General features: G+C 55.9%; 9 protein-coding genes and 1 pseudogene. 7 read left to right on the top strand and 3 right to left on the bottom strand.

Annotation, left to right across the window (positions count from 1 at the left end; translation table 11 throughout):
• Positions 1 to 185: 185 nt before the first annotated feature.
• Together DBR24_RS07580 and DBR24_RS07575 are read left to right on the top strand one after the other, a co-directional pair.
• Entirely contained in the window at positions 186 to 827 is a 642-nt protein-coding gene (locus tag DBR24_RS07580) for a DUF1345 domain-containing protein (protein ID WP_128614390.1), read from the top strand.
• A 285-nt stretch (positions 828 to 1,112) separates the two neighbouring features.
• Positions 1,113 to 1,622: a hypothetical protein gene (locus DBR24_RS07575; protein ID WP_128614389.1), complete on the top strand. Its 510-nt coding sequence runs from the start codon at positions 1,113 to 1,115 to the stop codon at positions 1,620 to 1,622.
• Positions 1,623 to 1,673: 51 nt separating this feature from the next.
• Here DBR24_RS07575 and DBR24_RS07570 read toward each other — a convergent pair whose 3' ends face one another.
• From DBR24_RS07570 to DBR24_RS07560, 3 genes are all read right to left on the bottom strand, one after another.
• Positions 1,674 to 4,100, bottom strand: coding sequence for an autotransporter outer membrane beta-barrel domain-containing protein (locus tag DBR24_RS07570; protein WP_128614388.1), 2,427 nt, complete (start codon positions 4,098 to 4,100; stop codon positions 1,674 to 1,676).
• Between the two features lie 252 nt (positions 4,101 to 4,352).
• Positions 4,353 to 6,452 (bottom strand): hypothetical protein, encoded by a 2,100-nt coding sequence (locus DBR24_RS07565; RefSeq protein WP_128614387.1) that lies wholly within the window; start codon positions 6,450 to 6,452, stop codon positions 4,353 to 4,355.
• 104 nt (positions 6,453 to 6,556) lie between these two features.
• Positions 6,557 to 7,447: a hypothetical protein gene (locus DBR24_RS07560; protein WP_128614386.1), complete on the bottom strand. Its 891-nt coding sequence runs from the start codon at positions 7,445 to 7,447 to the stop codon at positions 6,557 to 6,559.
• Between the two features lie 234 nt (positions 7,448 to 7,681).
• On the opposite strand from DBR24_RS07560, the gene DBR24_RS07555 reads away from it, so the two are divergent.
• From DBR24_RS07555 to DBR24_RS31680, 5 genes and pseudogenes are all read left to right on the top strand, one after another.
• Entirely contained in the window at positions 7,682 to 8,710 is a 1,029-nt protein-coding gene (locus tag DBR24_RS07555) for a LacI family DNA-binding transcriptional regulator (protein ID WP_128614385.1), read from the top strand.
• Between the two features lie 176 nt (positions 8,711 to 8,886).
• On the top strand, positions 8,887 to 9,669 hold the full coding sequence (locus DBR24_RS07550; protein WP_128614384.1) for a sugar phosphate isomerase/epimerase: 783 nt from the start codon (positions 8,887 to 8,889) through the stop codon (positions 9,667 to 9,669).
• A complete protein-coding gene (locus DBR24_RS07545; protein WP_128614383.1) occupies positions 9,662 to 10,705 on the top strand; it encodes a sugar kinase in 1,044 nt (347 codons plus the stop codon). The genes DBR24_RS07550 and DBR24_RS07545 overlap by 8 nt, the downstream gene beginning before the upstream one ends.
• 58 nt (positions 10,706 to 10,763) lie before the next feature.
• The gene (locus DBR24_RS07540) at positions 10,764 to 12,062 is read left to right on the top strand and encodes an MFS transporter (protein WP_123468427.1); all 1,299 of its coding nucleotides are present in this window, start codon (positions 10,764 to 10,766) and stop codon (positions 12,060 to 12,062) included.
• 13 nt (positions 12,063 to 12,075) lie between these two features.
• Positions 12,076 to 12,241, top strand: a pseudogene (locus DBR24_RS31680) (bifunctional glyoxylate/hydroxypyruvate reductase B); the annotation flags it as partial.

The following is a 12,241-nucleotide window of genomic DNA, read 5'->3' as shown; positions in this document are numbered from 1 at the left end:
CTGATCTTAATTGTGGGAGCGAGCTTGCTCGCGAAAGCGTCGTTACATTCAACGTTGATGTTGGATGACCGGACGCCTTCGCGAGCAAGCTCGCTCACACAGGGATCTTCATAAACTCGAGCCGGTGGTCATATCCTCCATCGCTGGGCTAAGGTGTCTGAACCACCCTGGCCCATCGAGTCCCCATGCGCTTCCTCGCCCGCACCCACCCTCGCCTGTCTGCCGCCGCCCTGTTCGGCCTCGCCACCGGTCTGCTGGCCCCCGCCGACTCCATCGTCAGCAAAATCCTCATTGGCTGGAACGCCGGTGTCTGGACTTACCTGATCCTGATGTTCTGGCTGACCGTGCGTGCCAAGGCCCCGGACGTCAAACGCATCGCCGACGTCGAAGACGAAAACGCCGGACTGGTGCTGTTGGTGGTGTGCATCGCCGCACTGGCGAGCCTTGCCACCATCACGTTCGAACTGGCGGGCAGCAAGGATCTGGAAACCAACCGCAAGCTCCTGCATTACGCCTTCACCGCCGTGACGGTGATCGGCTCATGGCTGCTGATCGGCGTGATCTTCTGCGTGCATTACGCGCGGTTGTATTACACCTGGGACGGCAAAGAGCCCGCCCTGCGTTTCGCCGAAGGGCTGACCACGCCCAACTATTGGGACTTCCTGTATTTCTCGTTCACCATTGGCGTGGCCGTGCAGACCGCGGATGTCGGGGTGGCATCGCGGGAGATGCGCAAGATCGTGCTGGCACAATCGCTGATCGGGTTTGTGTTCAATACGGCGATACTGGGATTTTCGATCAATATTGCGGCGGGGTTGTTCGGCTGAACCTGTCCCCGTGATGCCGAATACCCTTCATCAACTTATGAACGGGGGCTTCTGATTCAGTGATAATTATTTGACGCTTTGAGCGTTTAGACTCCAAGTTGCACACCGCTTTTTCGGAATACGACAATTGAGATGAGAATCGAAGAAAACGCATAAAAAAAACCAACTGTAAACTGTCAACTCTAACAGTTTACAAGGCCTACTGATCCGGGCTTCCATACGACATCCAGAATTAGGACGATACGGTCTTTGGATACTTCCAACCTTTAGACTGGAGATAACCTCATGAGCCACGCCTTAAAGTTAAATCCTGTAATTTGGCAAGCGCCTGATCCGGCATTCCTCTCTGCAACGATAAACGGCGGACCTGCAGTTCATCGGCGCGATATCAAAATCCCTGATCCTATCAACTTCGATGCTACCTCTACCCCGACACTTGAATGGAAGACTTACCCACAGGGCGAAGTTTTACTTCTGAGTGCCGGGCGCACGCACAACGGCATCACCGTTCGTTTCGAAATTGTTTTTTTTGTAAAGCCGGAATCGGGAACCTATTCGATCTCAGCGAGCAGTGACCGTAGCGCATTGACCTACTACTCAGATCCTGTGGAAGGCACTTTGCACGTGGGAGTTTCGGGTAATCTCAATCTCACGCTAACAGAAGACGAAGGAAAGCTGGAGGGTTCCTTCTTCGGAGAATTCGATCACGGTGGCGAACAGGCTGAAGAAAACTTCCCGATCGTTGGGCAATTCTTGGTCTACGGTTGTAACTGGAACACGAAGAACCCACGCTAGAGCTCGAATAAAAAAGGAAGCGTGAACGCTTCCTTTTTTTATGCTCTTGTTTTAAAAGTTATAACTCAACCCGACACTACCACCCAATTCCTGATCGACGTTGCTACCTTTGCTGGTGCCAATCTCTGCATAAACTTGCCATTTATTGTTCACCGGAACCCAGTTGATCCCACCTGTCAATTCCAGACTGGTGCTCGACAAATCATTATTGAAGTCAGTGTTGTTGACACTGACACGATTATTATTGACGAACTCGTGACTGACAGCGGCGCGCAGGCGGGGCTGCAGTTTACTGCCATTGTCCAGAATGATCTCGCGCCCGACGGTCATGCCTACCTTACCGAGCAAAGATCGGGTTTCATCACTGTTGACCTGCAGGCCGTTGTCCAGGCTGTAGTCTTTGCCCTGTACAACGGCGGCGCCGAGTTGTGCAGACGGTTCGATGAAATAACCATTGCTCAACACGATGTGCTTGCCCACCTCTACCGAACCACTCAAGCCTACGTTATTGAAGTCACCTTTCGTCCGCGTGTCATCACTGAGGGTGACCTTGACATCGTTATTGAAGCGATTGACCTTGGCCACCGTATCTATGTAATACCCGGTTGCCTGGTCATACCAGGTCAGATATGTCCCGAGGTATATGCTTTCGATCTTTCCGGAACTTCCACGAGTCAGATTAAGATTCGTTGTGCTGTAACCGCCAAAGGCGCCGATCAACCACTGACCATCGCCAAACGGTAGCGGTGCATCCACCCCTATCGAAACGCCGGTCTGATTCTGTTTGTAACCGTCGCCATAGGCATTCTTGACGTTGTAATGATTGCCATAAGTCCGCATCCAGAGACCGTAGCCACCCTCTTGGCTATCGGCGTCCGATGCGCCTGCTGAGCGAGCCTTGGGTTGAGTGCCGGCCATACGTCTGTCGCCAAGACGGGTATTGAGCGTGGTCATTTCCGAATAGATCACCGTCGGTGCCGTACCGGCGATGGCCATTGCAGTTTTGGTTCCGGTGCTCGGCGCGTTGGCATCGGGCTGCAGATACAGGCCCTCACCTTCCTTGACCAGTTTGTAAGCCAATGCCCCAACATCCACTTGACCGTTCTTCAATGCAAACTCAGCATCACCCGCAGCAATATTACCTACCTTGACCGGCGTGCCATCGACTGCATTGCTACCTGTGGCTGCTACGACCAGCTCGTGCTGGCCCGAAGCCGATTGCGTGACATTGAGAAAATCGGTCTTGCCGGTGGACAGGTCGGTGTCCATCAGAAATTGTCCGCTGCCAGACAAATTAGCAATGTCCAAACGATTGAACGCCTCATTCGCGCCCAAACGTACGCTGCCGCCCTGCAAGTTCAAACTGCCGACAGTGTTGTCGCCGACCATGTCCCATTGCGCGCCGCGGCTGATCGACATATCCCGGACACCGTTAACAGCGCCGTTGAAGATAGCACTGTTGTCCAGCGTGACTGTACCTGCGCCCCCCCCCTGTATGTCACCCGTGAGCACGCTTTGTGTGTCGAGCGAGACCGACTTTACGTTTATCAGATTGCCGTTCAGGCTAGCGTTGTTTTGCAGCAGCACGCTGGCACTTCCACCATTGGCAACGTCGACATTGCCCGTCAGGTTGCTGTTGTCGACCTGTAGTCGAGCAGCCCCGCCGTCAATCACCTCAAGGATATTCCCGTTACCTCCGATCAAATTCGAGTTGTTGCGCACATCGATCAGAACTGACTCACCGGCCGCTGTCGCGTAGTTCACGTTGATCGCGGCGCCTGTGATTCCCTCAACCGTTGAACCGTCGACCTTCAATACGCTCACGCCCGACGCCGGTATATCTTCTTCGAAAATGACCCCATTGAGGTCGCCAACAATACGACTGTTGGCGCTGACGTTGGCATTGCCACCGAACAGGCTCAGGCCTATGCCATTGGTATCCAGCGCATTCACTTTGCTGTCGATCAGATTCAACGTACTCAATGACGTAACCGCTGCGCCGTAAACACCGCCCTGTAGCGTGCTGCCGGTCACTGTCGCCGTCGAGCCGACAGAGGTAGTCGAGTCTCTCGCCAGGCTCAACGCTATCCCCTGACTGGTCAATGTGCTGCCAGTGACTGTGGCATTGCTGTCAATCAGCGAGACAGCTGTGTCAAAGCCGACGCTAGTGACTGTGGACTGGGCCAGGTTAATTCGAGCATTGGTCGAGGCCTGGATTTGCGATATGACTGCATTGTCGGCATTCAGGGCGCCACCGCCGAGCGAGATACCTAAAGTAGTCGTATGGTCGAGATTGAGCACAGCAGTGGCAGGAACAACCCACGATTCAGGGGTTACCGGGCCGGAGACCGTCTCAATATCCCCCGGCAAAAGCGTTCGCGCGAATGTCGCATCGGAAACAATCAACATGACGGCGGTGCACGAATACGCACCGACCATTTTTAAAGAGGTAAATCCCGACGCCCTTTTTAACTTCATAGCAAACTTCTCGGATAAGAGTGTGACGACGGCAGAAAGAAGGTTTCTACAGAAGTTCCAGACTGCCATCAGGACGCGGAAGGATACCGATGAGCCTTACTCATCTATGTAGGACTATTCCTCTTTTAAGCGAGAATAGTTACCTTCTTCAGCAGGAGTTATTCTTCAAACGAGTTGCGTATTTCCAAAGACCGTGCGCCGAGAGAGCATGACTCTCTCGGCGAACACGGCATTGCATATTTTTTACACTACTTATGGACTGGGAAACCATCCTGCCTCGGACTCGCAATACAGATAATCGCCATTATACAAATAGACAGTCATTTCAGTGACTACCGAAGTAGGCACTACCGACGTTGAATACCACACTTTTACATAAGCTTTATATTCATCTTGGTCGTGCGGCGGCGATGGGGGAAGCGGTAAACTTCGAACAACCGGATCATAAGGACCTACATCAAAGTACATCCCGCCGGTCTCCTCCTGAGGAGTAACTGTGCGTGTGGAGGTGAACTCGGTTTCCGCTGGAGCGGGAACAGTGTAGTCTGACTTTCGAAATCCGCGCCAGTTGAAGGTAACATCCACACCGTCAACAAGATGATCATTCTTCGGAATATAGAATCGCGCGAGTCGGTTTGCCGCTGTTTTGGTCAAACTTTTGCAAATAATGTAGTCTTCATCCGTACCCGCGTCTTCTAGCGGTCTCACAAACTCAGGCGCATCGAGTACGATGACTACGGTATTTACCTCCAGCGTTGTTTTCACTGCCTTCTGTAAGTTATTGCGATTCGGGTTTTCCAACTCCCACCATATCTGCTTTGTTCCCAGACCACCTGGACCAACAATACTGTAAGGCAAGTCGAGTTCGATGATGGTGTTGACATTGGCGATGGTCAACGACTCCGACGTCACAACGACTTCGCCAGCGTCCCCAAGATATCGAACGGTGACCAGATCTCCGGGTTCCGGGTCCGGCCACGTGCCGCCATCTGTAGGCGACAGGTCAATAAAGATGGTGGCGGTCTCATTGGCATCCTGCGGACCCAGTTTGTTGTCTTCAGCAGGAGGTTGTCCCCGCACGACAAGCGGCTTCAGCAAAGGATTGTCTTCGTCGGGCGGATTGGTCGGGTCAATAGGATAAGGGTTGCCGACCACAGAGTAGTCCGTGTCTACCGATATCGACGCGTTGCTGATAGACCGGCCACCGCGCATTAAATCCGCTCTGACCGTCACTGGGACAACGTAGTTTGTTCCGCTCTGATTGGTAAAGTACTCATCGCCCAACTTCGACCAGGGAATGGTGAACGTCAGCGAAGTATTTGTCCCGAATGTAAGATCCTGCGCCGCTTGCCCGCCCCAGGTAAGGCTGAGCTGATCGGTAGGGAGCGTATTCAACGGGCGATTCACAACAACCGTTACACCGTTAGCTGAACGCACATCGTCCAGATCGATCAAATTGTCATCGACTGCGAACGGGACGATGGGAGGCGCGAGGACCGGCAGCGGCAGGAACTGCACGTTCCTGAAACTGGCCGACCAAGCGCTGACATTGTCGGCCAGATCCGTCAACTTGAACCAGATTTGTACTCGACCCGTTGTAACCGCACGCAACGTCGCCAATGGAATTTCCACTTCACCGCTCAGGGGAATAGCCGCGTCATGCACTGGATTCACACTAGGCGGCTCGGTACGAGTTTCCGCCGCATAAAGGGTCAACCGGTCAGTCGCCAGATGATTGGGATAAGTGGTGTTAATCGCAACTTTCAAACCGTTCGGGTTGGCTGCCGCCCACGCATCATCGATTGTGAGAGCAGGGTTTGCAGCGTTAGGGAAGGTCACCAGCGGAATGCCTTTCGTACCTGGGGTTGTTCCCGGAATGGCACCAGTCTGACTCGGTTTAGCCTGCCATGGTGCAGTTCGGTCGATGAAAAATTGCATGACCGTGGACGACAGTTGATTCAGATTTCCTTGATACAGGGCGATCCTGACCCAGATGGGCGTCGGCCCAGCCGACGTCGCATCTTCACCCAGATATCGGGCTGGCACACTCACAGGAAAAATGATTGGCCTGTTCGCAGCCGGCCCCAGAGGCACTCGAGGAAGCGTGTCGAAATCACTATCGCTCGGAATGGGGGGAGGCTGAGTACGGGTAACCTGCACAGCCACCGTGTCTCTGTCATGCCCTACGTCCCAGGTATTCGTGGCGATGATCAGCCCAAGATCGCGCCCCGCAGGTATTGCGCCGAACGGAATCAAATTTTTACCTGTGTCGCGCCCATCCGGTAACTCCGGGGTAGGCGCAGCCAAAATGCCCACTAGTGACTCTGACGCTGCTGTTTTAATACTTGTCATGTACTTTCTCCATTGCGTAGAAAATGTCTTCAACCCATGCATCTTCGACAATGGCGAACGCCGCCAACTGCAGTCGTGATATCGCTGCCACTATTACGCTCTGATCAAGGCATCCAACTTGAGTCAGCGCAATATTCGATTTTTCCCGGAATTACCCTGCCTCCCCGAATTACCCTTCTTTGCGGAATTACCCTGTCTACTTTCACCAGCCCGGTAAAAGACCGAAATATTGGGACTCCATTTCGCAACAACTGGTAATTGACGGTCGCTGAAGCGTTGCTTCGCATCGGCTCTATATGTGAGGCAAATGGTTTTATCACCAACTTTACCGCTTGTTTGTTTACAACATCAGTTACAACCTCATTGAATTCGAACTCTGGCGTTAATTGTTCTGTATGTTGTCCTGGTCCGTTTAGAGAGCCCCATGCTTGCCAATAAACTCTGAGGACATCGTTGAGATTAAATAAATCATCAAAAGGAATCTCGACGCGCACCCCTTCCCAGATAAACAAGGACTCCGGATCGTCGGGATAATTTTTATCACAACCGATATACCCCCAAATGTCTGCGTCGGGAAAATCCGCCTCTTTCAAACGTTGCGGTGGCGCAACGATTGCATATGTCAGGCGTCGTTTATCCGACGTCGTAGGGTTGGTCGAAAGGACCGTATAAAACAACTCAAACGTCGCCACATCCGGTAGTTTCTCGGGAGCCACTGAAATACGAAACTCCACAGCGTCGTCCGCGACCCCATATTCGGCCCGGGCGACAACATCGGGGTTACCGACAATGAAGATCTCGACACGGTCTTTGCGCTCGCCAGAAACAGGAAAACTCAGCCAGCGGTCAATCACGCAGACGATGCCGACTTGTTTTGCGTCCGGCGGCAATGTTCCGGCTGGATCTTGGGGGTCAACTCCGTCCACTCGCGGAAGGCTCAGGAGCACAGCGGAATTCAATGTGCTGCTGGCAGTAATGGGCACTTTGGTCGGCATGGAATTTCTCACTGGCTGGTCATTTTGGCCTGAAGAAATTAAGCGCTGCTATTCGGAAACTGCCTACTGTCAGATCTGACAGGTCAAGTAACCGTCTGTCGGAAATTCAGCTTGCCATGAATGCTTTTGACGTATTTGAAGGTTGACGAGCCAGGGTTTGATAGTGTCTTCTGAAACCGGTTTCAGCGGTATTTCATATTGAAACGCTACCCTCCAAAAATAAGGTCTACCGAATTGAACGTCCTTTCCGCCGCTCAGCGCAGCCGCGTCACCATGCTTGATGTTGCCAGACGCGCAGGCGTGTCCAAGGCCAGCGTCTCGCGCTTCATCGGCGATGATCGCGCCCTGCTCTCCGATGCCATTGCCTTGCGCATCGAGCAGGCCATCAGCGAACTCGGCTACCGCCCCAACCAAATGGCTCGCGGCCTGAAACGTGGGCGCACGCGCCTGATCGGCATGCTGGTCGCCGATATCCGTAACCCTTATTCGATTGCCGTGATGCACGGGGTGGAAACCGCTTGCCGGGCGCACGGCTATAGCCTGGTGGTGTGCAACACCGACCGCGATGACGAACAGGAACGCCAGCACCTGGCGCTGTTGCGCTCGTACAACATCGAAGGGCTGATCGTGAACACGCTGGGCCATCACCGTGACGAGTTGCATGAACTGCGTCGTGAGATGCCGCTGGTGCTGGTGGATCGCAAGGTCGACGGGCTGGACAGCGACATGGTCGGGCTGAATAACTCGCAAGCCGTGGAGATGGCGATCAGGCATTTGGAGCAGCGTGGATATCGGAATCTGGTACTGGTGACTGAACCGTATGACGGCACCAGTTCGCGGATCGAGCGGGTCAGCAGTTTTCAGGCACAGATTGCCCAGCGCTCGGCGCTGACCGGGGCGGTGCTGGAAACCGGCGATGACCTGAGCGCACAACTTCAAATCTTCTTGAATACCCCCGGCAATGGCCCGAAAGCGCTGTTTTGCGCCAATGGCGTGGCGGCGTTGGCGACCACGACGGCGTTGCGGGCGATGGGGGCGCGGTTGTTTGAGGATGTCGGGCTGATTGCCCTGGATGATCTGGATTGGTATCCATTGGTGGGCAGCGGGATTACTGCGCTGGCTCAGCCGACGGCAGAGATTGGCGCGCGGGCGTTTGAGTGTCTGCTCAAGCGCTTGCGTGGGGATGATGAAATGGCGCGGGTGGTGGATTTTGCACCGGTGCTGGTGGAGCGTGGGTCGACCCGTGAGGTTGCTGGTGTTTGATCTGACGCTATCGCTGGCAAGCCAGCTCCCACAGTGTTCGAGTCGTACACAAAGGCTTGGTACACCTCTAAACCTGTGGGAGCTGGCTTGCCAGCGATGAGGCCCAGAAGGACACCACAGAAACACCTGATATTTTTTTTGAACAAAAATGAAACCGGTTTCAGAGGTCAATAACAATGAATAAACCCGCCGTTTCCATCAGTCTGTCCAGCTACGGTGCCGAGCTCGTGCGCCAGCGCGGGCAGGATTTTTTCATCGACGTGCTCGCCGCCGCCGGTGCCGATCGCATCGAATGGCGCGAAGAATTACTGACCCGCGAAGTGCCCGCGCAACTGAGCGCCGCCACTCAAGCGCAGGGCCTGCAAAGTATTTATTCCTCGCCCACTGAGCTGTGGCTCGCCGGCCAGTCGCGGCCCAATCCTGAGCTGATCAACGCGCTGCAAAACGCCGAAGCGTTCGGCTCGAAATGGCTGAAGGTTTCTCTCGGCTACTTCACCGATAACAATGATCTGCAAGCCCTGGCCGAACGCTTGAAGCTCAGCCCGGTGCAGTTGCTGGTGGAAAACGACCAGACCCTGCACGGCGGGCGCATCGAACCGTTTCAGCGTTTCTTCGCCGCCGTCGAGCAGCACAACTTGCCGATCAAAATGACCTTCGACATCGGCAACTGGCAGTGGCAGGACCAGTCCGCCGCGAATGCTGCGCGCCTGTTGGGCCGGCACGTCGGTTACGTGCATTGCAAAGCCGTTGCCCGCCGCCCGGACGGCAAACTGGTGGCGGTGCCGCCGGCCGTCAGTGACCTGCATCTGTGGGAACAACTGTTGCGGCACATGGCCCAAGGCGTTATGCGCGCCGCCGAATATCCGTTGCAGGGCGAGGATCTGGTGCAACTGACCACCGAGCACGTCGCCGCCCTCGCCCGCCTCGGCCAATCGCGTCTGGAGCCTGCTCATGTCTGAGATCGATATTCTCTCGTTCGGCGAAACCATGGCGATGCTGGTCGCCGAGCAGACCGGTGATCTGGCGGCGGTCGAGCACTTTCACAAGCGTATCGCCGGGGCCGACAGCAATGTCGCGATCGGGCTGTCGCGCCTGGGTTTCAACGTCGCGTGGCTGAGCCGGGTCGGCAATGATTCGCTCGGGCGCTTTGTGGTCGAGACCTTGATCAAGGAGGGTCTGGACTGCAGTCACGTCGACGTCGACAAACAGCACCCGACCGGTTTCCAGTTCAAATCGCGCAATGACGATGGCAGCGACCCGCAGGTCGAGTATTTCCGGCGCGGTTCGGCGGCCAGTCATCTGTCCCCCCAGTCGATCACGGCCAGCCTGTTGAGCGCCCGCCATCTGCATGCGACTGGCATCCCGCCGGCGCTATCGGCCTCGACGCGGGAGATGTCCTTTGAACTGATGACACGCATGCGCAATGCCGGGCGCAGCGTGTCGTTCGATCCCAATCTGCGTCCGAGCCTGTGGGCCAGCGAGCGCGAGATGATCGGCGAGATCAACCGCCTCGCCGCCCTCGCCCATTGGGTGCTGCCGGGTTTGAGTGAAGGCCGTTTGCTCACTGGTTTCGAAGACCCGGCGGACATTGCTGCGTTTTATCTCGATCAAGGTGCCGAAGCGGTAGCGATCAAGCTTGGGCCGCAAGGCGCTTATTACCGCACGCATCTGGATGAGGGGTTTGTCGCCGGGGTGCCGGTGGCGCATGTCGTCGACACGGTCGGTGCCGGTGATGGTTTTGCGGTGGGGATGATCAGTGCCCTGCTTGAGCACCAGAGTTTTGCCGAGGCGGTGCAGCGTGCGAACTGGATTGGCAGTCGGGCGGTGCAGAGTCGCGGGGATATGGAGGGCCTTCCAACCCGGGCTGAACTCTTCAGCGAATTTGAGGCCGCCATCGCTGGCAAGCCAGCTCCCACAAGGGTTGGTGGTGGCAATGCAATCTTTGACATACCCGAGATCCCTGTGGGAGCTGGCTTGCCAGCGATGAGGCCCTGACAGGCAACCGATTCATTGAACCTGCTGCGACAAAAACAACAAGCTCAGGAGCAAGACCATGAAAACCGCAACCCTCGCCGCCCGTCGCTGGTGGTACATCATGCCGATTGTGTTCATCACCTACAGCCTGGCGTATCTGGATCGCGCCAACTACGGCTTCGCCGCCGCATCGGGCATGGCCGAAGACCTGATGATCACCCCTGGCCTGTCTTCGTTGCTCGGGGCGCTGTTCTTCCTCGGCTACTTTTTCTTCCAGGTGCCCGGTGCGATCTATGCGCAAAAGCACAGCGTGAAGAAACTGATTTTCGTCAGCCTGATCCTTTGGGGCGGCCTCGCCACCCTGACCGGCGTGGTCTCCAACGCCTATTGGCTGATCGTCATCCGCTTCATGCTCGGCGTGGTCGAAGCGGCGGTGATGCCGGCGATGCTGGTGTATCTGTGCCATTGGTTTACCCGTGCCGAACGCTCACGGGCCAACACCTTCCTGATCCTCGGCAACCCGGTGACGATGCTGTGGATGTCGGTGGTTTCGGGCTATCTGGTGCAGCATTTCAGCTGGCGCTGGATGTTCATCATCGAAGGCCTGCCGGCGGTGCTCTGGGCGTTTATCTGGTGGCGCCTGGCCGATGATCGGCCGGCGCAGGCCAAGTGGCTCAACGACCAGGAAAAGCACGATCTGGAGAGTGCGCTGGCGGCTGAACAGGTCGGGATCAAAGCGGTGAAGAATTACGCCGAGGCGTTCCGCTCGCCGAAGGTGATCGTCCTTGCGCTGCAGTTTTTCTGCTGGAGCATCGGCGTTTACGGCTTTGTGCTGTGGCTGCCGTCGATCCTCAAGGCTGGCGCACAAATGGACATGATCGAGGCCGGCTGGCTGTCGGCGCTGCCGTACCTGGCGGCAGTGATCGGCATGCTCGCGGTGTCGTGGGGCTCGGACAAACTGCAAAAACGCAAACGCTTTGTCTGGCCGCCGCTGCTGATCGCGTCCATCGCTTTCTACGGCTCTTACGCCTTGGGCACCGAGCATTTCTGGTGGTCGTACACGCTGCTAGTGATTGCCGGTGCCTGCATGTACGCGCCGTACGGACCGTTTTTCGCCATCGTTCCGGAGATTCTGCCGGCCAACGTGGCGGGTGGTGCGATGGCGTTGATCAACAGCATGGGCGCGCTCGGTTCGTTCGGCGGTTCGTATCTGGTCGGCTACCTCAATAGCTCCACCGGTTCGCCCGGTGCGTCGTACCTGCTGATGAGCGGCGCGCTGATGTTATCGGTGGTGCTGACGATTTTTCTCAAGCCCGGCGCAAGCGATCGCGTCGTGGCCAAAGCCGCTGCCACGCGTCCCGTGCCGGCTCATTCCTGAAGAGATGCTTGCCATGAAAAAACACGTTGTGTTGTACAAGAAACTCTCGCCAGTGCTGATGGCGCGACTGCACGAACGGTTCGACGTGACGCTGATCGACAGCCTCGACAGCGACGGCCTGATGAAACTGCGCGACGCCCTGCCCGGCGCCCACGGTTTGCTTGGCGCCAGTCTGAAAC

Source organism: Pseudomonas sp. HMWF006 (assembly GCF_003061205.1).
In the GTDB taxonomy this organism is placed as follows: Bacteria; Pseudomonadota; Gammaproteobacteria; order Pseudomonadales; family Pseudomonadaceae; genus Aquipseudomonas; species Aquipseudomonas monsensis.
Note: the sequence above shows the minus strand (reverse complement) of the source record. Positions and strands in the feature narration are given on the sequence as shown.